Origin of the sequence: Xenorhabdus yunnanensis (assembly GCF_028598805.1) — a bacterium.
Taxonomy (GTDB): Bacteria; Pseudomonadota; Gammaproteobacteria; order Enterobacterales; family Enterobacteriaceae; genus Xenorhabdus; species Xenorhabdus yunnanensis.
This window is the reverse complement of the sequence record NZ_JAQRFI010000010.1, coordinates 13,876-36,034: the sequence shown is the minus strand read 5'-3', so window position 1 is coordinate 36,034 and position 22,159 is coordinate 13,876. Positions and strand designations below refer to the sequence as shown.

General features: G+C 40.9%; 20 protein-coding genes. 6 read left to right on the top strand and 14 right to left on the bottom strand.

Annotated elements, in window-relative coordinates; all coding sequences use genetic code 11:
* Nucleotides 1-14: 14 nt before the first annotated feature.
* A complete protein-coding gene (locus PSI23_RS06110) occupies nucleotides 15-2,651 on the bottom strand; it encodes a YdbH family protein (RefSeq protein WP_273554251.1) in 2,637 nt (878 codons plus the stop codon).
* A 247-nt stretch (nucleotides 2,652-2,898) separates the two neighbouring features.
* On the opposite strand from PSI23_RS06110, the gene PSI23_RS06105 reads away from it, so the two are divergent.
* Complete coding sequence (locus PSI23_RS06105) at nucleotides 2,899-3,894, top strand: 2-hydroxyacid dehydrogenase (protein WP_273554250.1); 996 nt, start codon at nucleotides 2,899-2,901, stop codon at nucleotides 3,892-3,894.
* A 620-nt stretch (nucleotides 3,895-4,514) separates the two neighbouring features.
* On the opposite strand, the gene ghoS is transcribed toward PSI23_RS06105, so the two are convergent.
* The 5 genes from ghoS to PSI23_RS06080 all read right to left on the bottom strand — a co-directional run bounded on the left by ghoS (nucleotide 4,515) and on the right by PSI23_RS06080 (nucleotide 7,728).
* Complete coding sequence (ghoS, locus tag PSI23_RS06100; RefSeq protein ID WP_273554249.1) at nucleotides 4,515-4,826, bottom strand: type V toxin-antitoxin system endoribonuclease antitoxin GhoS; 312 nt, start codon at nucleotides 4,824-4,826, stop codon at nucleotides 4,515-4,517.
* 302 nt (nucleotides 4,827-5,128) lie between these two features.
* Nucleotides 5,129-5,563 (bottom strand): cysteine cluster protein YcgN, encoded by a 435-nt coding sequence (ycgN, locus tag PSI23_RS06095; RefSeq protein WP_273554301.1) that lies wholly within the window; start codon nucleotides 5,561-5,563, stop codon nucleotides 5,129-5,131.
* Nucleotides 5,564-5,581: 18 nt separating this feature from the next.
* Nucleotides 5,582-6,238, bottom strand: a complete 657-nt coding sequence (locus tag PSI23_RS06090) for a fumarylacetoacetate hydrolase family protein (RefSeq protein ID WP_273554248.1) — start codon at nucleotides 6,236-6,238, stop codon at nucleotides 5,582-5,584.
* Between the two features lie 67 nt (nucleotides 6,239-6,305).
* The gene (locus PSI23_RS06085; RefSeq protein ID WP_273554247.1) at nucleotides 6,306-7,403 is read right to left on the bottom strand and encodes a lytic murein transglycosylase; all 1,098 of its coding nucleotides are present in this window, start codon (nucleotides 7,401-7,403) and stop codon (nucleotides 6,306-6,308) included.
* 43 nt (nucleotides 7,404-7,446) lie between these two features.
* Nucleotides 7,447-7,728: a YcgL domain-containing protein gene (locus tag PSI23_RS06080; protein WP_273554300.1), complete on the bottom strand. Its 282-nt coding sequence runs from the start codon at nucleotides 7,726-7,728 to the stop codon at nucleotides 7,447-7,449.
* 160 nt (nucleotides 7,729-7,888) lie between these two features.
* Between PSI23_RS06080 and minC the strand changes: the two genes are divergently transcribed.
* From minC to minE, 3 genes are read left to right on the top strand one after another with little or no spacing between them, the layout of a single operon-like run.
* A complete protein-coding gene (minC, locus tag PSI23_RS06075) occupies nucleotides 7,889-8,572 on the top strand; it encodes a septum site-determining protein MinC (protein WP_273554246.1) in 684 nt (227 codons plus the stop codon).
* 23 nt (nucleotides 8,573-8,595) lie between these two features.
* Nucleotides 8,596-9,408 (top strand): septum site-determining protein MinD, encoded by an 813-nt coding sequence (minD, locus tag PSI23_RS06070; RefSeq protein WP_273554245.1) that lies wholly within the window; start codon nucleotides 8,596-8,598, stop codon nucleotides 9,406-9,408.
* A gap of 3 nt (nucleotides 9,409-9,411) precedes the next feature.
* The gene (gene minE, locus PSI23_RS06065) at nucleotides 9,412-9,681 is read left to right on the top strand and encodes a cell division topological specificity factor MinE (RefSeq protein WP_045970705.1); all 270 of its coding nucleotides are present in this window, start codon (nucleotides 9,412-9,414) and stop codon (nucleotides 9,679-9,681) included.
* A gap of 221 nt (nucleotides 9,682-9,902) precedes the next feature.
* Here minE and rnd read toward each other — a convergent pair whose 3' ends face one another.
* The 5 genes from rnd to yoaA all read right to left on the bottom strand — a co-directional run bounded on the left by rnd (nucleotide 9,903) and on the right by yoaA (nucleotide 16,794).
* The gene (gene rnd, locus PSI23_RS06060) at nucleotides 9,903-11,030 is read right to left on the bottom strand and encodes a ribonuclease D (protein ID WP_273554244.1); all 1,128 of its coding nucleotides are present in this window, start codon (nucleotides 11,028-11,030) and stop codon (nucleotides 9,903-9,905) included.
* A gap of 176 nt (nucleotides 11,031-11,206) precedes the next feature.
* Entirely contained in the window at nucleotides 11,207-12,898 is a 1,692-nt protein-coding gene (gene fadD / locus PSI23_RS06055) for a long-chain-fatty-acid--CoA ligase FadD (RefSeq protein WP_273554243.1), read from the bottom strand.
* A 454-nt stretch (nucleotides 12,899-13,352) separates the two neighbouring features.
* Nucleotides 13,353-13,943: a Slp family lipoprotein gene (locus PSI23_RS06050; protein ID WP_273554242.1), complete on the bottom strand. Its 591-nt coding sequence runs from the start codon at nucleotides 13,941-13,943 to the stop codon at nucleotides 13,353-13,355.
* A 131-nt stretch (nucleotides 13,944-14,074) separates the two neighbouring features.
* Nucleotides 14,075-14,770, bottom strand: a complete 696-nt coding sequence (gene tsaB, locus PSI23_RS06045) for a tRNA (adenosine(37)-N6)-threonylcarbamoyltransferase complex dimerization subunit type 1 TsaB (RefSeq protein WP_273554241.1) — start codon at nucleotides 14,768-14,770, stop codon at nucleotides 14,075-14,077.
* A gap of 107 nt (nucleotides 14,771-14,877) precedes the next feature.
* A complete protein-coding gene (gene yoaA / locus PSI23_RS06040) occupies nucleotides 14,878-16,794 on the bottom strand; it encodes a DNA repair helicase YoaA (RefSeq protein WP_273554240.1) in 1,917 nt (638 codons plus the stop codon).
* Between the two features lie 101 nt (nucleotides 16,795-16,895).
* Here yoaA and PSI23_RS06035 point away from each other — a divergent pair, with 101 nt between their 5' ends.
* Complete coding sequence (locus PSI23_RS06035; protein WP_273554239.1) at nucleotides 16,896-17,240, top strand: RidA family protein; 345 nt, start codon at nucleotides 16,896-16,898, stop codon at nucleotides 17,238-17,240.
* A gap of 103 nt (nucleotides 17,241-17,343) precedes the next feature.
* Here the strand turns inward: PSI23_RS06035 and mdtI are convergent, their stop codons facing one another.
* The 3 genes from mdtI to zwf all read right to left on the bottom strand — a co-directional run bounded on the left by mdtI (nucleotide 17,344) and on the right by zwf (nucleotide 20,615).
* Entirely contained in the window at nucleotides 17,344-17,676 is a 333-nt protein-coding gene (gene mdtI, locus PSI23_RS06030) for a multidrug/spermidine efflux SMR transporter subunit MdtI (RefSeq protein ID WP_273554238.1), read from the bottom strand.
* A gap of 1 nt (nucleotide 17,677) precedes the next feature.
* The gene (gene mdtJ, locus PSI23_RS06025; RefSeq protein ID WP_273554237.1) at nucleotides 17,678-18,073 is read right to left on the bottom strand and encodes a multidrug/spermidine efflux SMR transporter subunit MdtJ; all 396 of its coding nucleotides are present in this window, start codon (nucleotides 18,071-18,073) and stop codon (nucleotides 17,678-17,680) included.
* Nucleotides 18,074-19,139: 1,066 nt separating this feature from the next.
* The gene (zwf, locus tag PSI23_RS06020) at nucleotides 19,140-20,615 is read right to left on the bottom strand and encodes a glucose-6-phosphate dehydrogenase (protein WP_273554236.1); all 1,476 of its coding nucleotides are present in this window, start codon (nucleotides 20,613-20,615) and stop codon (nucleotides 19,140-19,142) included.
* A 459-nt stretch (nucleotides 20,616-21,074) separates the two neighbouring features.
* Between zwf and PSI23_RS06015 the strand changes: the two genes are divergently transcribed.
* Nucleotides 21,075-21,926: a MurR/RpiR family transcriptional regulator gene (locus PSI23_RS06015; protein ID WP_273554235.1), complete on the top strand. Its 852-nt coding sequence runs from the start codon at nucleotides 21,075-21,077 to the stop codon at nucleotides 21,924-21,926.
* Nucleotides 21,927-22,159: the final 233 nt, after the last annotated feature.

The following is a 22,159-nucleotide window of genomic DNA, read 5'->3' as shown; positions in this document are numbered from 1 at the left end:
TCCAAAATTCATTATCATTTATCACTCCCATCCATTGCAGATATATTTTTCTGTAACCATTCTTCCAGATTACTGCCGAAACGTAGGCTACGCCATAATTGAAAAATATTCTCCTCATGATGATAATTCAGCCTGACTTCACGTTTTTTATCTACCACGGGATTCACTCCACTAATTTCTGAATGCAATGTCAAGATCCCTAAATTATCGAGGGTAACATAAGCTTTTGAATGACTGATCTCCAAATAACGCAGCCAATCCATTGCCATACCTGCTGATAAGTCATTATTCCCTATAGAGTCAACTGTATCCTTATCCAATCTCAGTGTCAGATAACCTTCATTGGACACCCATCCTCGCGGAATAATCCAACGTTTATCATTTAATAATACGGGTAATTCACCGCTAATCCTCCCTGACATCGCCATTTGTTTAACTTTTAATACGCCAAACAACTTACTCAAATTCAGTTTGTTAAACCGTAATACGGTGGCTTCTTTTTGTGGAATCTGTAATCGCTCTATGTCTAATTTACCATCCAGTATATCCACATTTACATTGGTCAACTTCAATGGCTGATTATCAGTTGGCGGATAGTAGCCCAATAGATCGGCTGCCACATTTTGCATATCAAACAACCCTTTAATTGTTTTGATCCGCAACTGGACGGGGGATGCCAGTCCTAATTGCCATGTTTGTTCTTGTAAACGCCAAGGTAAAATAAAATTCAGGCCATCAACTTCTCCATTTTTCAGCCACATACCTGCATTCTTTACCACCCAATGACCACCAGCACGCAATCCCTGCCCCTTTGCTGCCGAAAAAGCAGCTTGGGCGTAAATATTTCCACCACGTACAGTAATACCCAAACCTGGCGGAATCAAAGATTGAAAGGCTAATAAAGATTGTCTCGGCCAATGAGCTTTTCCTCTCAATCGCTCCCCATCCCAACGGCTATAAAATGGAATGGGACCAATGCCCTTAGAATACAGCTTGCCATTCAAAATAAAACTATTCGGGGATTCTCCTGCAAGTGTGGCATTAAAATCAAAAGAAGGAAGAAAACCTCCAGAGTGAAATTCTGTTTTCTGAACAGATAACTGTAAATCTCCGGTTAAATTGCGGTGATCTACCGCACGCTCCCAAATTAACGGTTTGGTCAGTTTTAGACGCGGTACTTGCATCTTCACGAGGCCATACTGAATAAGATCAAAGCCGGTATTTAATGCATCTACCGTTATCTGTGATTGGTTCCAACTTCCTTTACCCGCGATATCCCATTTGGCTTGTAACGGAGGTAAGTTCCCACCTCCCCAATAACGCCAATTCCAATTTCCTTGATCGGGTATAAAATCTTTTGCGGAGCCATCCATATGGAGTTTAAATTTTCCCCAATAACTGTCTTGTGCCATCAAAATGGCCTGAAGACGACCAGTAAAGCCATTACGAGTTAAATAAGTACCCGCCAAAGGTAGCCGGGCTTCTTTGACAGTAAATGTTTCACTTACTTTTCCCCATGCCCTAAATAAAGCTCCTGAACGAAAAGTAATTTTGGGGTCAACCAAAGGCCCTGTGACAACAGCAGGTAATGACATGACCATGACCATCTGACCACTATTCATTTGCCCAGTTAACTGAAATGGAATATGAGCGTTAGCTATATTGATTGGAGTTGGTTTTATGGAAAGAACAATATTGCCTTTACCCTGATCATTTTGAGTGAGCAGATTAATACGCCCACTGACAGACATATCAGACAAGCCTTTTTTCCATTGTTCAAGCATAATATTCACCCCACCAGATAATACTTGGTTAGCCTTTAACCATTGCCATTTACCATTAACTATCTGGAACTGCGATTCGTCGAATGACCAGGGTAATTCTGCCAGCATCTGCTTATTTTTTTCTTCAATAACAGTGAGCAGCCCACTCTGCCCCTGCCATTTCAATGCCAGTTGCAATAGATCTGGATATTGACTCAGAGATAAGCGCGTTATAATTTGTCCTTGCTCTGGTAGCATTGCAATATTCAAGGGCAATGTAATATTGCCATTCAGGGAAACCACCTGTTCAGGTAACTTGATAAAAAAACGCTGAATAATGAGATCTAGTTTATCTGTAACATGCGCATTGAGTTCTAACTTTTCGCCTTGATAAGAGAATATTTGCCCCTGAGGTGATGAACTGAATTGGAGTTTGCCAGCAAACTCCATCCAAGGCGTGAGAGACAGATGATCAACGGCAAGATTAATCGAAGGTATCACGGATAAAATCTCTTGAACCGATAATGGAGTTGATTGCTCTTCCCCGGCAGGTAATTGCGTCAAACACTGACTCTGACTATCAATATTGGCAGCATGAATATTCCAGTAGCGATTTTCACTATTTCCCTTGGATCTTTCCCTGAAAAAATACTCTACAGACAACCCTGAAACATTGATCCACTCACACTCTTTTGCCTTTAATGACAATTCATCTAACCATAATGCATTCTTTGCCCATCGAGGCTGACTCAAAGAAAGAGTGACTCCCTGTGGCAACCAATAACTGGCAATCAATGGCAACCAACGTGGAAGTGTATACCATCCCGACAACACCGATAAAACCAGCAGTATCACCACCACTGCAAACACCTTGAGTATTTTTGCCATTAAATCCTTATTCCTTCTTTATCAACCTGAGAACAACTTCCTGTTATGATAATCTCATATCAGGCTCTAAGCCGGTTTATTATATAAGCTATTGCTATGAATAGCTTATCAGGCGATTTATTCGAGTATAGCGAAAGATTAACGCTTAGGACCTTCAAAAGACGTCATTATTGCAGGCAATGCAGCAAAGTGAATTAAATGAATGGCTCGAATGGTTTTATAGTTACTGTATGGTGGAGATGTTGTTATGAAATTAGTTGTTTACAGTACAAAGCAGTATGACCGTAAACATTTTGAAATGCTCAACCAAAAACTTGGTCTTGACTATCATATCGAGTTTTTTAATTTTCCCTTAAGTCCACAAACCGCCAAAAATGCCGTTGATGCGGATGCTGTTTGTATCTTCGTCAATGATGATGGTGGACGCGAAGTGCTGCAAGAATTGGCAGAGATGAACATCAAAGTCTTGGCATTACGCTGTGCCGGATTTAACAATGTTGATCTAGATGCAGCGAAAGAATTGGGCATTCAAGTTGTTCGAGTACCTGCTTATTCTCCTGAATCTGTTGCCGAACACACGGTTGGCTTAATGTTATGCCTTAACCGACGTATTCATCGTGCTTACCAACGCACCCGCGATGCCAATTTTTCCCTTGAAGGATTAACCGGTTTCAATATGTATAAACGTACCGCAGGCATTATCGGAACGGGAAAAATCGGTCTTGCAACTTTACGGATTCTGAAAGGTTTCGGTATGCGTTTACTGGCACACGATCCCTACCCCAATCCCGAAGCCTTGAGTATGTGTGTAGAATATGTGGACTTAGACACCTTATATGCTGAATCTGATGTAATCTCCCTGCATTGCCCCATGACACCAGAAAATCATCATTTATTAAATGAAACCGCATTCAGCAAAATGAAAGATGGCGTGATGATCATCAATACCAGCCGAGGCGCTTTAATTGATTCCATTGCGGCCATTAATGCGCTGAAACAACAAAAAATTGGGGCATTGGGCATGGATGTTTATGAAAATGAAAGAGATTTATTCTTTGAAGACAAATCAAATGATGTTATTCAAGATGATATCTTCCGCCGCTTGTCTTCTTGCCATAATGTCCTGTTTACTGGTCATCAAGCATTCTTAACCGAAGAAGCATTAACCAGTATCAGTGAAACGACTTTGCAAAATATTCAGCAATTAATTTCAGGAGAAGCTTGTCCGAATATTGTTGGATAATCTTCAATATTTGGAAGCCATATGTAACAGATTGCCCAGTATCAACTGGGTAATCGAAGAATACCAATAAATTCAAACAATAAAACCCCGCCAAGGCGAGGTTTAGGGTTGATTTTCTCTTGTATTCTTATGACAACATAATCCCGATCATCAGTGTTACGGTAATCCAAACCCCTACAAACGTTACATAGCTTATCCATCTGTTATTCATTTTGCTTTCCCTCATTATCAAACAAACGTCCATAGCTGCACGGTAGTGGCCCTAACTGCCTGATATAGAAAAACTACAAACAGTATTTCATATATATTTGGTATGCAGCATAAGTTCCATTCTAATATTTATTACAACAGGTATAAAATTAGCTAATTTGTTGTAATAGTAAGACAATGCTTAGGTAATATAGATAATAAATGACTTCATTTAAGATTGGTTTTTTCGAATTAACAATAGACGTAGGTAGTTGTATAAAATGATACTGATTGTAATGTTAAGTCATACATTGATTAACTCCCGAATTAATATATTTCAGAAAATATCAACAACAACATAAAAGAAAACTCCATATTTGATGGCAATAAAAAACCCCACAAAGCGAGGTTTCTTTCAATGTCTCAATAAATCACTCACCTGAACCGGATTCAGTACGCTGTTTTTCGGGATATAATGATGCACTCCAGTTACTGTAGGTACAGACGAATATCGAAGGATCTCTGTTTGAAAATGGCGTAGCCATAGATTTGATTTTTTCTGCCAACTCAATAGATTCCATCGTCGAATTTCCGATATAAGTCCCACTAGGCAGGTGATGCCATTTCCCGTTAGGAAAACGGATAGATTGACTAAATTGATTCGCCGTCATCCTTTTATGTAGTTTTTCATAACCATCAGAACCTGTGCCATAAAGTTCCACGCGAATCAAATAACTTGCCATTTTTCTTTCCTTGTTTTGACTATTGCCTTGTTATGACTATTGAACAAACAAGTTATCAGTTTTTCTTTACTATTTAAAGTCAGAAAAACGAGAGAAAAATCCGATATTTATAGCAATTTCAGCGCTAGCGTTCTAATACCCCTAGGATTAATATTCTAATAAATTAAATCAAGTGTGGAATAGTTAATCGTTGAAAAAGTGCCATCAAGAGTAACCTTTTTGTTCTTCTTCATAGCACTTTTCAGTTTATTAGCAGCAAAATCCCTTTTAGATCAACTAATTTATATCAAAAAACAAAATAACTATTCTGGTCTTAAGATGTGGTCTTCCCAATTCACCACATCCGCTTCATGTACAGCAATATGCCTAATAGAAATACGTTCCACATGCATTGCCGATTTTGAACCGCTGACCAATGGATGCCACGGAAGAAGTTTCCTCCCCTCACCAACCAGACGATAAGCACATGTCTTTGGCAACCATTCAAAAGTATTCATGTTCTCACGGGTCAATTTAATACAGTCAGGTTCGTATCTGAAACGATCCTCATAATTCTTGCACTGGCAGGTTTTAATATTCAGCTGATTGCAGGCAACATTAGTGAAATAAATTTCATCTGTATCCTCATCCATCAACTTATGCAGGCAGCACTGACCACAGCCATCACATAGTGCTTCCCACTCTTGGTCTGTCATTTGTTCTAAGGTTTTCACCTGCCAGAAAGGTTGAGACATAATTTCTGTCATTCCTCGTGGTTAAATCACTCTGGTTGTCAAAACGTGTTCATTGAGAGAAACGTTTAATACATCACCAGATTGTAGTGGCCCTACGCCTTCGGGTGTTCCCGTCAAGATAATATCGCCCGGGCGCAAGGTAAAAAAACGTGACATATAACTAATCAGCGGGATGATAGGCGTTCGCATGTCACTCGTATTGCCGTTTTGGCGCAATTCGCCATTTACAGCCAAAGAAAGCTGGATATTTTGTGGATCCTCAAAAGTACTAACAGGAATGAACCCTGATATCGGGCATGATCTGTCAAATGCTTTGCTTTTTTCCCAAGGCTGCCCTGACTGTTTAAATACACGCTGCAAATCACGTAATGTCAAATCCAGTGCAACCGCAAAGCCTGCAATCGCCTGACTGACTCGCTCTTCATTCGCATTCTTGAGTGTTGAACCAATCAAGACTGCCAACTCTATTTCGTGGTGCACAGAACCCAATTCCTGTGGAATGAAAATAGGCTGACACAAATCACACAGCGCCGTTTCAGGTTTGATAAATACCATCGGCTCTTCAGTGGATTGGGATCCCATCTCTTTCATATGTTTGTCATAATTACTGCCGACACAAACAACTTTATTAGCAGAAAAATCCAACAATGCGCCCTGCCAATCCCGATGCTGGTACATAACATTCTTCCTTTATCTTGTTTTCAAACCTGATAATCTCAAATGTGATACTTTCAAGATCCGATTTTCAGTGATTGAGGAAATGCGTGCGTTGCATAATGCCGTCCGCCATCATACCAACACTGAGTGCAAAATAGTAAGAACGATTCCAGTGCATAATAGTGCGGAAATTTTGTGTTACCCAGAATGCTCGGTGTTCCAGATCATCAGGGATGACTATCCAACCTTTAGTATTTGCAGGCAGATTAGTAAAATGCGGGGATGAAATCCCCAATGCCTGCCATTGGGCAATGGTTTTTCCCTGTGCGGGCTTAATGCCTTTCAATGCGGTATTAAAGCCTACAGGTAACGAAATGGCATATCCCCAAGGTAAATCTTGTTGCCACCCTTCTTTATGCAGATAATTGGCAGTCGAGGCAAAAACATCTTCTTTATTGTTCCAAATATCAATTTTACCATCACCATCACCATCAGCCCCATACGTTAAGTAAGATGTTGGTATGAATTGACTTTGCCCCATGGCACCTGCCCAAGAGCCTTTTAACGTTTGATCTTCATTGATATATTGATTTTCAATTATTGTTAACGCTGCCAATAACTGTTTTATAAAAAATGCTTCCCGACGTCCCTCAAAAGCCAGAGTAGATAATGCCGAAATGACATCTTCTTTTCCCTGAATTTTCCCAAAACCACTTTCTAAACCCCACAAAGCAACAATGTAGGCTTTGGGTATACCGTATTCGCGGCTGATCCTTTCTAACTGAGGTTTATTGTCTTCATATTGTTTGGCACCCTGTTCGATCTTCCAGGCTGGCAAGGCGCGCTTCAGGTAATCATCCAGAGTGACTTTTTTTTCTGGCTGGTTACGATCAGATTTAATGACACGCGGAATAAAATGAATATTGGCAAATGCCCGATCCAATGTTTTTTCACTGATTCCCTTCTCCCGAGCTTGCTGTTTCAGCAAAGCCACATAAGCAGGAAACTGTGATGACTCGCGGGAGTTCAATGGAAAATCGTGCTCCAGTGCCCTGACTTCTGCTTGAGATAGCGAAGTCCGCATGGATTGATTGTATAATTGTTTACTATTTGATTTACCACTTGATGTACTACACCCCACCAACAGAGTTGCTGTCAATAAAGTTAGCCCAGTGATTAATTTCATAAATCAGCTCCTCAATTCTGGATCAGGCAGTCGCCAGCAATTATTATTGCTTGGATGGCTTATTTGAAGCCAGATGTTTATTGATCAAACTTTCTACAGGTGGTGGTACTTGCAGATAAAAACCTTGTTCATTCAACGCGGTTTTTACTTTTTCAATATCAGCATTCGCCAATTTTTTTCTTTTAGATAATGAAATCATCATTAAATATTGAGGTTCACCAAATGTCTTTAACAGATCTTCAGGAACGCGTGAAAAATCATCTTTTTTTTCAATATACAGATATGTTTGGTCACGTTTTGGACTTCTGTAGATTACACAAATCATTGTCATAAACTCTTTTAAATTAACTCTGCGACTTGCTTGAATAATTCACTAACTATAACATGCTTATTATATTTAAGAATATCGTCTCCCAGAGACTGTTCTAGGAAAATGTTTGTGTAAACTACTTTGGGAAACTTAACCTTACTGAGTCAAAATATCGATGTCACAGTCGCCAATTGAGCTAAAAGGCAGTAATTTTACGCTTTCGGTCGTTCATTTGTATGATGATCAGCCAGAAGTTATTCATAGAGCCATGCAGGAAAAAATGGAGCAAGCACCTGAATTCCTGAAAAATGCTCCCGTTGTTATCAATATATCAGCTCTCCCTGTTGGTGCAGATCTTCCCGCACTCCACCGAGCTATTGAATCAGTTGGGTTGCGCATTGTTGGTTTCAGTGGTTGTCAAGATGAAGAACAACGAAACATTGTTCTAAAATCAGAACTTCCTTTATTGAAAGAAGGTAGAAGTCAGAAAGTTCTTACTCAAGAAAATAAACCGACCGAACCTATTTTCAAAAAAACTCTTATAATTAATACACCTGTTCGTTCAGGACAAAGAATTTATGCGCCAAACAGTGATCTCATTGTGACAAATAATGTGAGCGCTGGTGCAGAATTAATCGCTGATGGAAATATTCATATATATGGTGTGCTGCGTGGACGAGTATTGGCAGGTGCATCTGGTGATCAAGAAAGCCAGATTTTCTGCACCCATTTAAACGCTGAACTCACCTCTATTGCAGGTCAATATTGGCTCAGCGAAAAAATCCCGGAGAGTTTTGTTGGTAAAGCAGCAAAATTACGTCTGGTGAACAATGAATTAACTATTGAAACCTTAGTCTAGCCCTTATAACAAGGAATCGCTTCATGGCACGCATTATTGTTGTTACATCTGGTAAAGGTGGCGTTGGCAAAACCACTTCAAGCGCGGCCATTGCTACCGGTCTCGCCCAAAGAGGGGAAAAAACCGTCGTTATCGATTTTGATATCGGCTTACGAAACCTCGACCTAATTATGGGCTGTGAACGCCGAGTGGTTTTTGACTTCGTGAATGTCATTCAAGGTGATGCTAGCTTGAATCAAGCACTTATCAAAGATAAGCGCACAGAAAATCTATACATTCTGCCCGCTTCCCAGACTCGTGATAAAGAAGCCCTCACCCGAGATGGCGTCGAGAAAATTCTGAATGAATTGGATCAACAGGGATTTGATTTCATTATCTGTGATTCACCTGCAGGTATTGAAAGCGGCGCATTGATGGCACTCTACTTTGCCGATGAAGCAATTATTACAACAAATCCGGAAGTTTCTTCTGTTCGTGACTCTGATCGCATTTTAGGTATTTTAGCGTCCAAATCACGCCGAGCAGAGCAAAGTAATGATCCTATCAAGGAGCATCTTCTGCTGACACGTTATAACCCCGGACGCGTAAACCGTGGTGATATGCTTAGCATGGAAGATGTACTGGAAATTCTGTGTATCCCTTTGCTTGGTGTTATTCCAGAAGATCAATCAGTTCTCCGCTCATCCAACCAAGGAGAACCCGTCATTCTGGACAAAGATTCTGACGCGGGTAAAGCATACGAAGATACTGTTTTACGTTTACTCGGTGAAGAACGGCCTTTCCGTTTCATCGAAGAAGAAAAAAAGGGCTTTTTAAAACGCCTGTTTGGGGGGTAACGCATGGCTTTGTTAGATTTCTTCCTGTCGAGAAAAAAACCGACAGCCAATATCGCCAAGGAGCGGCTACAAATCATCGTGGCAGAACGGCGCCGTGGTGACTCTGAGCCTGCCTATTTGCCCGAAATGAAACGGGATATTCTGGCTGTAATTTGTAAATATGTACAAATCGATCCAGATATGCTTTCTGTACAGTTTGAGCAAAAAAATGATGATATCTCTGTACTGGAACTTAATGTAACATTACCTGAGGTTGAGGAATCGCCAAAATAACAGCCTTAAACGACGCTATTTAATTTAAGACGATGATTTTTCAAGAATAATAAATCGGGATCATTAGTATCCCGATTTAACATTCAGACACACATTTGATCGATATCTTTTTATGATGAGGTTGTTAATAATTTCACTTCTCTATCTTCCCTACCTGATATACAGGCAGGGAATTTAAATTACATATTAAAATCACATATCCAAAAGAGCTGTGATCGTCACTATTCTGAATAGCTTGCCAATATTTCAGCGATAGGTTCAGCCAACAGTATGCCACGCCAGCCCTTGATTAACTCAGGTTGATACTCCGGCAATTTCAATTTCCAATGCCAGCAAAGTAATTGATTAATTTGACGGCGGGAAGCCAACAGCTCTGCACTGAAATGATGGGATTCCCCCACTTGAGTGACTAATGATTTAATTTCCTTGAACGCTTTGCGATAATCAGGGTAATCAATCAAATTTATAATTTGAGCCGGGCACTCTTCTTCTGTAATATCCCTGCACTCCACAACCATCGCCAACAATCGGCGGCCATGACAACGAATTTCTTGCCCACTCAATCCCAAAGCATCCAATTCTCCCAAAGAAGTTGGCATATAACGGGCAACCTGCCATAGATTTTCTTCACGGATCACGAAATTGACCGCCAGATCACGCTCTCGTGCCTGATTTAATCGCCATGCAGCCAATTTTTTCAAACAAGCTAATTGCCTTGGACGCAATTGCCATGCGTTACCAATATCTTTATAAGCAGATTCCGGCACCTGTATTTCTTTGCGGCGTTGGGCTATCAGATTGCTTTCATCTTTTGCCGCATCCAAATATCCCGCCTGCTCTGTTTTTTCTATCAAAATATCGGCGAGCGGTAATAAATAGTAGACATCTGCCGCAGCGTATTGACATTGCTTTCCACTCAATGGACGAGCCAACCAATCAGTGCGGGATTCACTCTTATCCAATTCAATCTGTAAATACTCAGCAACCAATGTTGCAAATCCACATGATATGGGGTGACCAATAAACGCTGCCAGTACCTGAGTATCAATCATGGGTTCTGGCAAGCACTGGAAGCTATTACTAAAAACCTCCAAATCTTCACTACCAGCATGGATAAGTTTCAATACATTTGGATTAGTTAATAGCTCCCTAAAGGGCTGCCATTGCGAAATTTCGAGGGGATCAATCAGAGAAAGCTGTTCACCATCAAACAGTTGTATCAAACCTAATTGGGGATAGTACGTCCGTGTACGTACAAATTCAGTATCTAGTACAATTCTTGCGTGTTTCTTTGCCTGCTCACAGATTGACTGCAATTGGGCGTCGGTAGTTATCAGCTGGTAATTCAAAACATCATTCTCTTAGCATTCATAAGACATGCACAACAACGCCGGTAAAAACCGGCGTTGTTGATGTAATAGGCAATTTTAAAACATTTCATTTATCCCTATACCCACCTCTTTCAAACGGTTGCAGTGTTGGCTGCCTATATATGAAATCGATGGGGGTATAGCAATAAACATAATCAATTTGTAGTAACATTATTCACTTTTGCCAACTCTTCATTGCGTAGCTCTTTACGAAGAATTTTACCTACATTGGATTTTGGTAACTCATCGCGAAATTCAATGCGTTTCGGCACCTTATATCCTGTCAGGTAACGACGACAATGTGTCTTGAGTTCATCCTCTGTCAGGCTGGGATCTTTACGAACCACAAATACTTTGACCATCTCTCCTGAGTTTTCACTCGGAACGCCCACTGCTGCCGACTCTAACACTTTAGGATGGGAAGAAACAACATCTTCTACTTCATTTGGATAGACATTAAATCCGGAAACAAGAATCATATCTTTTTTCCGATCAACAATGTGGAAAAAACCTTTTTCATCTATGTTAGCAATATCCCCAGTTGCTAACCAGCCGTCTTTCAGCACCTCGTCCGTTGCATCAGGGCGGTTCCAGTAACCTTTCATTACCTGTGGCCCACGTACCCACATTTCACCTGCTTCACCCAGTGAAACTTCATTATGATCACTCCCTACCAGCTTAATTTCTGTTGAAGCAACGGGGAAACCAATACTGCCACTGTAATAAGACAAGTTATGTGGATTAGCTGCAACCAGAGGAGAACATTCTGTCAGCCCATAACCTTCCAGTAAATGGCAACCCGTCAGGTTTTGCCATTTTTCGGCCACCACTCTTTGCACAGCCATGCCGCCGCCAACAGATAAACGTAATGAGGAGAAGTCCAGCTTCAGGAATTCTGGATTATTCAGCCAGGCATTGAATAGTGTGTTAACACCCGATATCGCAGTAAAGCGATAACGAGATAGTTCCTTGACCGTACCGCTTACATCACGAGGATTGGTAATCAACAGATTTTGCCCGCCCAATTCAATGAAGAACAAGCAGTTTATTGTCAAAGCAAAGATATGGTACAACGGCAATGCAGTTACCACTAACTCTTGTCCATGCCTTAGCAATGGAGAATAACTGGCTTTGGCCTGTTCGAGGTTTGCCAGAATATTACGATGAGTCAGCATTGCACCTTTGGCTACGCCTGTAGTTCCCCCCGTATATTGCAGAAAAGCCAGATCCTCACCTTTCACATCCGGTTTGACATACTGCATGCGGTAGCCTTTTTGCATCGCACTACGAAACGAAATGGCATCCGGTAAGTGATACTTAGGCACGAGCCGTTTGACGTATTTAACAACGAAATCAACAAGAGTTCCTTTGGGACGGGAAAGTTGGTCGCCCATGCGTGTTAAAATAACGTGCTTGACCTGCGTGTTGAAGACAATCTTTTCTAGAGTATGTGCAAAGTTAGAAACGATAACAATAGCAGATGTCTCACTGTCATTAAGCTGATGTTCCAATTCACGCGGGGTATAGAGTGGGTTAACATTTACAACAATCATGCCTGCACGCAGAATGCCAAATAATGCCACGGGGTATTGCAGTAAATTTGGCATCATTAATGCCACGCGATCCCCTTTTTTCAACCCCAATCCATTCTGTAAATAGGCAGCAAACGCGCGGCTACGCTCTTCCAATTTACGGAAAGTCATTACCTCGCCCATATTGATAAATGCGACTTGATCGGCATAACCCGCCACAGCATTTTCAAACATTTCAATCAACGACGAATAACGGTCGGGATCGATCTCTACCGGAACATCTGCCGGATAATGTTTTAGCCAGACTTTTTCCAAGTTGAATACTCCTGAAATCTAATTGCGATGTAATCACTGACCATAAAACAAACCAGATCTGTATATTTAACAAATTATTAACTCAGCGTACCAGTTTGAAAAGAAACAATGTTCAGGTTGGCGATACACATCACTAATTTAATACAATCAATTACTGCAAAAAAATAAGGCAGCTTTTGCCGCCTGAATATTTTTTGTTATTTATCAATGGATTAGTCAATTTATTAACACTTTGATTTCTAATCCATTGATTATACACTGATTTGCTAATTTTTGACTTAAAGTCTTCCATTATTCCTAATGGTTATAAACAGAATACTCCAATAAAAGATAATTATTGAGAATAGAATTTATAATAGGGTTTAGCTTATAAGATAGACTTATAAAAAGTAGGGGTACTCATGTTGTTTTTATCAACTTTGATTAGAAATATGACTTTCTTAAAATTAAAAAATTATTCAGTTAAAATCGTTTCAACTGATACAGGTTGAAGTGGCGAATAACCGCGCCAGAATGGAGCATAAGGATTGCCATAATAACCCCATGGATCAGCGTTCATAGCAGAAGGAAAAATCATTCTCTGGGATTCATGCCAGCGTTTCACTCCCGTGACATTCACTGCAACATAATTATACGAACTATTACCTACTTTTCCTTTCTCAAGACCAGTAATCAAACCTACAACAGTCACATAATGATCTTTAAAATCACTGGGTTCTAAAAAAGTATTCACGTAGGCATAAACTCGCCCCAGAGAAGGTGTATCCAAACGTGGGGCTGCATTACCTGCCAATGGCATGGCAGATATTTCCAATCGAGTCTGGTCTTTTTCATTTAAGACATTAAGTACTTTTCCACCAAAACGCCCTTCATGCCCAGTGTATAATTCAGATGCATTTTTGACAGAAAGCAGATTTTCCACCGGCGTTTTGGTTGTTCCTTTAATAACGTCAGGAACTGATACACAGCCCGCGAGAACTAAAGTTCCCGACAGTATCGCCGCTTGCAATATGCTTCGATAGTATGAGTATGTTGCATTGAGCATAAATCCTCCAACCCAGAAAAACCTTGTTAAGCTAACTATACATCCAGTTAACCACACGCTCGCTCTCTATACTCATGGACACCGCTTCCTGCCACAAGTTGCATGAATTTTATTTCACCAGACAGAACTCCTTAACGGCCCGGCAATCTTTTCCATGTAACTTCATTACGTAGATAGACAGGCTCAGCATATTCAACCGCTGTCGATTTCCCCGCTTTCCACATTTGAATCGCCAATGGCAGCATATCTTCTGCATGGGGCAAAGTGATATCACTTGCTATCAGTGTTAAGTGACTGTGCAATAATTGAGGGTAAGCTTCCCACCCTGTTCCAGCAATCGTCCACTCACCTGACAGAGAGTTCATGATCTCCTGCACCTGTTCAGGTTTCAAAACGGCTTCTGTTTCATCACCTTGCCATTCACCTTGCGAATTACGGGTATATTGCCCCCAGTAGACTTCACCCATCCGGGCATCAATGGCAACCAGAACGTTTGTTGCCCCTTTCAAACGAAAAGCCCCTTGAGCCATCGTTTTCAGGGAAGAAACCCCAATCAGCGGTAATTCAGCGCCCAATGCCAGACCTTGAGCAATGCCAACACCAATCCGTACACCGGTAAAACTACCCGGCCCACGTCCAAACGCTAACGCATCCAATTGTTGTAGACTCATATCACCTTTCGATAATACGTCTTGAACCATCGGTAAAATACGTTGAGTGTGTTCTCGTGGGGAAATTTCAAACTGTGCCTCAACAGCACCTTCATTCCAAAGTGCAACAGAACAGGCTTCAGTTGCAGTATCAATAGCTAAAATCCGCGTGAACATGCCTTAACTCCGGCAAGAATAAAATCCAAAACAAGGGGCTATACTACCATAGCCCCAACATCATCGCCCCGACAATTTTACTCCGGACAATTTTACACCAGACAATTTTACCCTGACTGTAATGGACGTGATTTCAGAAACGCTATCGCTTTTGATAAATCACGGGTACGGGGAGCAGGAGGCAGACTATTCAGAAAAACCTCACCGTATGGACGCATCACTAACCGATTATCACAAATGACCACAACACCATAATCGTCGATATCACGAATCAGCCGTCCAACGCCCTGTTTCAAATCAATCACCGCATCGGAAAGTTGAACTTCATTAAAGGCATCTCCCCCCTTAAGTTGGCAATCCTCAATACGCGCCTTAAGCAATGGATCATCCGGCGCAGTAAACGGTAATTTATCAATAATAACGCAGGATAACGCATCACCACGGACATCGACCCCTTCCCAAAAGCTGCCTGTCGCCACCAGCAAGGCATTACCCGCAGAGATAAATTGTGTCAGCAATTGTGTCTTGCTCGTCTCACCCTGCACCAATACTGGCAATGTCATACTGGCACGGAACTCTTCTGCCAAACTGCGCATCATTTGATGAGAAGTACAGAGGAAAAAACAACGTCCTTTATTACTTTCAATCAATGGCTTCAACATACGAGCCAACCATTTTGCGCCGCCATTCTGATTAGGTGATGGCAAATGACGAGGAACACACAATAACATTTGACGTTGATAATCAAATGGACTGGGCAGGAGCAGTGTTTGTGCTTGTTTCAGCCCCAAACGTTCAGTGAAATGGCTTAGTTGTTCATTGACCGATAATGTTGCCGAGGTAAAAATCCAACAACCCGATTGTTCACTGATCATCTCGCTGAATTTGTCAGAAACAGATAATGGTGTCAGTGCCAGCAAAAAGTGTCGTCCATAACTTTCGAACCAATAGCTGTAATTGGGTATGCTGACATCAATCAAACGCTTAAGACGATTGCGGTAAACGGTTGCTCGCTCAAAAGCCGCATCCAGCATGGTTGAACGCCCCAAAGAGAGCTTCATCACGTCATAGCAAAGCTCAAGAGCATCATCCAACCGTACTAACGCCCGCTGAACTTGTTGCTGCCGCAAGGCTTCGCGGAGATTGCCTCGATAGCTGTTTTCACCCAATGACAAACGAAAATCTTGCGCACTTTGGCTAAGGCGATCTGCACTTTTTTGTAATTGTGCCTGATCGCGCGCTTCAATACGGTAAGCCATGATGATATCACGCGATAAATCCATCAATTGGCGGCTACTTAACTGCTGACCAAAGTATTGACTGGCAATATCAGGAATTTGGTGAGCCTCATCGAAAATCACGATATCTGCCTGCGGAATTAATTCACCGAATCCGGTATCCTTAACCACCATATCAGCCATAAAGAGATGATGGTTAACTATTACAATACCTGCTTCCATCGCTTTTCGACGAGCTTTCAGAACAAAACATTCCTTATAGCGAGAGCAGTCACTACCAAGACAATTGTCATTGGTACTTGTGACCAGCGGCCAGACAGTGCTGTCTTCCGCCACTTGATGGCAGCTGCTGATATCGCCATCTTCTGTATGGGCTGACCAATGCCTCAATTTGATGACTTCCGCCAATATTTCAGCTTCGAGCTGGGAATTACCGATTGACTGTTGTTCAAGACGCTCAAGGCATAGATAATTTGAGCGCCCTTTTAATAGCGCCAGATCGCCTGTAAAACCTAAAGCATCAACGATGGTAGGAAGATCTCGATTGTAGAGCTGATCCTGCAACGCTTTGGAACCCGTAGAAATGATGACTTTTTTACCGGAACGTAAAGCAGGCACCAGATAAGCAAATGTTTTACCGGTTCCTGTTCCTGCTTCTACAACCAGTTGTTGCTGTTTTTTGATCGCAACAGTAATAGCCGAAGACATCTCCCGCTGAGCATCACGTGGCTTAAAACCCGGTATGGCTTTGGCAAGTACGCCATTTTTCGCAAAATCGTCTGACACGAACTGTCTCTTTCAATAAATTGTGGCAGAATTATGCCAATACTGAGTTGTAATAACCACCCAATTCAGCAAATAAACTGTATATATTAACAGGAGATTTAATGACTATTAAACGCATCGACCCAGATACTCGTTGGTCAGAAGCGGTCGTTTACAATGACACTATCTATTATACCAGCGTGCCAGAAAAGCTGGACGGCGATATTACAGAGCAAACTGCCGATACTCTGGCTGCCATTGATACCCTGTTACATCGTCTTGGCTCAGACAAGAGCAAGATTTTGGATGCTACAATTTTTCTGGCAGATAAGGCCGATTTTGCAGGTATGAATACTGCTTGGGATGCATGGGTTGTTGCGGGAAGCGCTCCCGTCCGTTGCACTGTCCAAGCGGCATTGATGAATCCTAAATATAAAGTAGAAATCAAAATTATCGCCGCTTTATAAGCTTCTTCATCAAAAAAACATGGCATTGAACGAATTATCTCTCGTTCAATGCCATTTTGTAAATGAATGTATAAAATGAAGTTTAAGGTATGAAACGTAAAAATTAAGCCATCTTAATCATAATCATACCGATTAACAGCAGTACAATACCGCCCCATCCCTTAAAATTCAGTCGTTGATTAAACATGATCCAACCTGCTGCTACTGTAGCAATAATGCCGAACGCTCCCCACAAAGCATAAGCAATGGAAAGTTCAATCCCTTTTACTGCCTGAGCCAACGAACTGAATGCGCCTAAAACAGCAATCAGGGATAAAATACCAATCCAGAAGCGCTGAAAGCCATTGGATAATTTCAATAAAATATTTGCCGCAATTTCCAAAACAACCGCCAGAACCAAGAATGCACCATGCCACCATTCAAATTGGGTTAGCATATCATGCCTCCTTGACTTGCTTGTTCAAAACATTATTTGATGGGGTTGATGTATTGTTTGAAGCATGGTCCGGGGCTTTTTTTGACCCTACCTTGATCAAAGCAATTCCTGCTATCAATAATGTCAATCCACCAATTTTCATCAATGACAGTGACTCGTTGAACCACACTACACTAAAAGCAGTAATAAACAGGATCCCAATACCTTCCCATAGTGCATAAGCCACACCTAATGCCACTTTTTTTATAGCAATTGCCAGCAAAATATAAGAAGTTATGATCATGGTGTACATCACAATCATGCCTGCAAAATCACCTGAAACGCTGGCTTGTTTCATCGACAGAGTGCCAATTACTTCCGCCACAATTGCCAGTGCAAGAAATATCCAATAAATCATTTTTTTCTCCTGAACATGCTGATAAGTATGCCAAGATATCAAGCTATAAATGCCAACAAGATCGGCTGTAAATGCAACTACGCAATGTCAAAATCAACCTGACGTTTTAGCGAAATATTTTGGCAAAAGGGAAATGCCGGTAAAAAACCGGTTAACAGGAGAAGGCCCTAAAGGGCGCCGCACCAATAGTGCTCACTGGATAAGATAGTTGATAGGAAAAAAACGTGGGTACAACGTTGAATTTTTTTACTATGTTGAATGTTGACGCTTTTGGCGCTATTCATGATATTTTATTCTTTCATCACACGATGTTCACTGTGTGATATACTACGAACCCTCATATTTATAGTGTTAGTGGCACATTTCTACCATAGTTCAAAATAAAAAGCAACGTATTGTATTTGCTTATTATTTTTATTCATCACATTCTCCGCTGTTCCAAAACAACCAAACATGTACCATCAAATACCGAGTTTAATTTGCAAGGCTAATATTATTTTAAGAAATACAGCCTATATTACATCCCAGTAAATAAAAACCACTTACTCCACTTTTATTATTAAAAGTAGAGTAACGAAAAATTCCATTATTCAGATATCAAATTTGGCATCTCGCTTGATGACATTGGATAAGATATTGGTGCAATAGCATTGAGATCAAAATCATTAAAGGAAATACAACGTAATACCGGCTCGGTATAAGTTTTGATATAATATTTCAAATTGAATATTTTTGACAACTCATATCTTGACGACAAAAATAACAATGTCTATTTATACTAATTTTATTTTTTAAGCAATAATCAGTTTTTGATAAATTTCATCATTTAATTAAAAAAGAAAACTCTCCTACATCAATTTTTATTATGTTATTTTTCGATATAAATTCAAATTTAAAAACATGCCTTCAGCACGGATTAATAATTTATTTTGGAATAGTGGTTTAATTTTAAATAATAAATTAATGGCGCTCAATAACATCGCATTATTTAATAAACATCAGCCGGACATTAAGCCCGGCTGTTATTTTAATGAGTAGATTTAGTACAAATCAAATAACACACAAATTACTCAAACTCATTCCACGAACGCCCATCACGGGTAATCATGGCAATAGAAGCAACTGGTCCCCAATTACCTGCCTGATAAGGCTTTGGTGGTTCGTTATCCGCAGCCCATGCTTCCATAATGGAATCCACCCATTTCCATGCTTCTTCCACTTCATCGCGGCGAACAAACAGTGCCTGAATACCGCGCATCGCCTCCAACAACAATCTTTCATAAGCATCAGCCAAGTGCGTCTGATTGAATGTTTCAGAGAAACTCAGATCCAGTTTGGTCGTTTGCAAACGATGTTTATGCTCCAGCCCCGGCGCTTTATTCAGCACTTCAATATCAATACCTTCATCTGGCTGCAAGCGGATCGTCAATTTATTCTGAGGTAATTTTTGGTAGGATTCAGCAAACAGATTCAGAGACGGCTCTTTGAAATAAACAACAACTTCAGAACACTTAGCTGGCAAACGTTTCCCTGTTCTCAGGTAGAAAGGTACACCAGACCAGCGCCAATCATCAATATCAACACGAATCGATACAAATGTTTCCGTTTTGCTGGCTTTATTTGCTCCCTCTTCTTCCAGATAACCAGGAACTTTCTTACCATGTACAAAACCCGCCGTATATTGTCCGCGAACAGTTTTTTCCCGCACATTGGTGTGATCAATTCGACGCAATGAGCGCAGCACTTTTACTTTCTCATCACGAATACGATCAGCTGTTAGGTCAGCCGGTGGCGACATAGCAATCATGGTCAGGATTTGCAAAAGATGGTTCTGGATCATATCCCGCATCTGACCTGCCTGGTCGAAATAGCCCCAACGTCCTTCAATACCAACTTCTTCAGCAACAGTGATTTGCACATGATCAATCGTGTGATGATCCCAGTTATTGACAAAAAGTGAGTTGGCAAAGCGCAATGCCAACAAATTCAGCACGGTTTCTTTACCTAAATAATGGTCAATGCGGTAGATTTGGCTTTCATTGAAATATTTTGCAACTTCATCATTAATCGCTCGGGAAGAAGCAAGATCCGTTCCCAATGGCTTTTCCATCACAACACGGTTGGGTTCCGCATTCAGTCTTGCAGCTCCCAGCCCATGACATACTGAGCCAAACGTACTTGGTGGCATCGCAAAATAGTGAATCGCTGGCAAGTTATCCTTATTAAGTATTTTTGCCAATTCGGTGAAATGTTCTGTTTCATTTACGTCCAAATTACAAAATTCCAGACGTGAACTGAGCTTCTTCCACAATTCTGAATCCAATTTCTCGGACATAAATGTAGCCAACGCTTCTTCAACGACTTTGATATAGGCTTTTTTATCCCAGTCTGCGCGACCGACACCGATAATTCGGGTATCAGGGTGGATATAACCCGCTTTTTCTAACTGATAAAGGGAAGGCATTAATTTCCGGCGTGCTAAGTCTCCTTTCGCCCCAAAAATTACCAAATTACAAGCCTGAGCTGTAGACATCACCGCCATGTTGCATCTCCTCAATTACGGGATATTGTAATTTTTTTACAGAATCTGTGGGTAATGTACTCCTTTGGTTATATGCAGTAAACACTGATTATTCATGTCTTCTTTCGTATTTCACGTTGCTTCTGTATTGGTTACAAGGTGAACTTATTGAATGCAGGCTATTAAATAACCTTATGCCCGTTTTCTATACGCTGTTTTCACATTCATATTAGTGCTATATTCACTAATAATATGGTCAGGGTTTATACCGAATAGTAACTATCAACTGAAAATTTACAACGATTAAGAAGTAATCTTACCAAGTTGAAAGTTAGATACCTGTCATATTTTCATGAAAAATCTCAAGTTATCCGGTTGTTCCCACTGCCAGCTTTCCATAACAAGTAGTATATTTCCATGAAAATGAAATAGATTTCTCCTGTTAATGAAATCGCTAAAACCGAGGTTGAACTGCGTTTTATGAACACACTGGAACGGCTCCAAAATAGTCTTGATGTTTTGAGTAAGTCAGAAAAAAAGGTTGCGCAGGTCATTCTTGCTTCACCACAAACTGCCATCCATTCAAGTATTGCCACTCTGGCTAAAATGGCGAATGTGAGTGAACCGACGGTTAATCGTTTTTGTCGACGCCTCGATACCAAAGGTTTTCCCGATTTTAAATTACATCTGGCACAGAGCCTCGCCAATGGTACACCTTATGTGAACCGCAATGTAGAAGAAAGTGACAGCGTCACCTCTTATACAAACAAAATTTTTGAATCAGTTATGGCGAATCTGGAAACGGTCAAAAGTAACCTGGATATTGCAGCAGTTAACCGTGCCGTCGACCTTCTGACACAAGCCAGAAAGCTCTCTTTTTTCGGTTTAGGAGCATCAGCGGCTGTGGCCCATGATGCCATGAACAAATTTTTTCGCTTTAATATTCCGGTTACCTATTTTGATGATATTGTGATGCAACGCATGAGCTGCATTAACAGTATCGAAGGCGATGTTGTCGTACTGATATCCCATACAGGAAGAACAAAAAGCCTCGTAGAAATTGCCAAACTGGCCCGCAAAAATGATGCAACCGTAATCGCCATTACCTCAACAAGCTCCCCATTAGCGCAGGAAGCTACCCTTTCCATTTTGCTGGATGTTCCTGAAGATACGGATATTTATATGCCGATGGTTTCAAGAATTGCTCAATTAACCATCATTGATGTACTGGCAACCGGTTTTACACTACGCCGAGGCTCAAAATTCAGGGATAACTTGAAGAGGGTCAAAGAAGCGTTACGTAATTCACGGTTTGATAAGCATGAATCATAAACCAGAAAATAGACTGTGTTTTTGTTCACTATTTATCAACTCTCCAGACTGATAGCATATGTAGACTTTTCCCTATCTGCATATTCGCAGCACGGGGTTAATACTCAACAAATAAAATGGTTATTCTAAGGTAATTAAAAACTCATATACCCAATGGATTTCGGGTTACAGCATAACGACAAGGGAACGAATCCCTGAAAACATAGATAACTATGTGACCAGAGTGAACTCAG

What these genes read in the sequence shown, in the direction of transcription:
- PSI23_RS06110 (WP_273554251.1), bottom strand. Translation starts at nt 2,651, where the DNA reads ATGGCAAAAATACTCAAGGTGTTTGCAGTGGTGGTGATACTGCTGGTT.
- PSI23_RS06105 (WP_273554250.1), top strand. Translation starts at nt 2,899, where the DNA reads ATGAAATTAGTTGTTTACAGTACAAAGCAGTATGACCGTAAACATTTT.
- ghoS (WP_273554249.1), bottom strand. Translation starts at nt 4,826, where the DNA reads ATGGCAAGTTATTTGATTCGCGTGGAACTTTATGGCACAGGTTCTGAT.
- PSI23_RS06090 (WP_273554248.1), bottom strand. Translation starts at nt 6,238, where the DNA reads ATGTACCAGCATCGGGATTGGCAGGGCGCATTGTTGGATTTTTCTGCT.
- PSI23_RS06085 (WP_273554247.1), bottom strand. Translation starts at nt 7,403, where the DNA reads ATGAAATTAATCACTGGGCTAACTTTATTGACAGCAACTCTGTTGGTG.
- PSI23_RS06080 (WP_273554300.1), bottom strand. Translation starts at nt 7,728, where the DNA reads ATGATTTGTGTAATCTACAGAAGTCCAAAACGTGACCAAACATATCTG.
- minC (WP_273554246.1), top strand. Translation starts at nt 7,889, where the DNA reads ATGTCACAGTCGCCAATTGAGCTAAAAGGCAGTAATTTTACGCTTTCG.
- minD (WP_273554245.1), top strand. Translation starts at nt 8,596, where the DNA reads ATGGCACGCATTATTGTTGTTACATCTGGTAAAGGTGGCGTTGGCAAA.
- minE (WP_045970705.1), top strand. Translation starts at nt 9,412, where the DNA reads ATGGCTTTGTTAGATTTCTTCCTGTCGAGAAAAAAACCGACAGCCAAT.
- PSI23_RS06050 (WP_273554242.1), bottom strand. Translation starts at nt 13,943, where the DNA reads ATGCTCAATGCAACATACTCATACTATCGAAGCATATTGCAAGCGGCG.
- tsaB (WP_273554241.1), bottom strand. Translation starts at nt 14,770, where the DNA reads ATGTTCACGCGGATTTTAGCTATTGATACTGCAACTGAAGCCTGTTCT.
- PSI23_RS06035 (WP_273554239.1), top strand. Translation starts at nt 16,896, where the DNA reads ATGACTATTAAACGCATCGACCCAGATACTCGTTGGTCAGAAGCGGTC.
- mdtI (WP_273554238.1), bottom strand. Translation starts at nt 17,676, where the DNA reads ATGCTAACCCAATTTGAATGGTGGCATGGTGCATTCTTGGTTCTGGCG.
- mdtJ (WP_273554237.1), bottom strand. Translation starts at nt 18,073, where the DNA reads ATGATTTATTGGATATTTCTTGCACTGGCAATTGTGGCGGAAGTAATT.
- zwf (WP_273554236.1), bottom strand. Translation starts at nt 20,615, where the DNA reads ATGGCGGTGATGTCTACAGCTCAGGCTTGTAATTTGGTAATTTTTGGG.
- PSI23_RS06015 (WP_273554235.1), top strand. Translation starts at nt 21,075, where the DNA reads ATGAACACACTGGAACGGCTCCAAAATAGTCTTGATGTTTTGAGTAAG.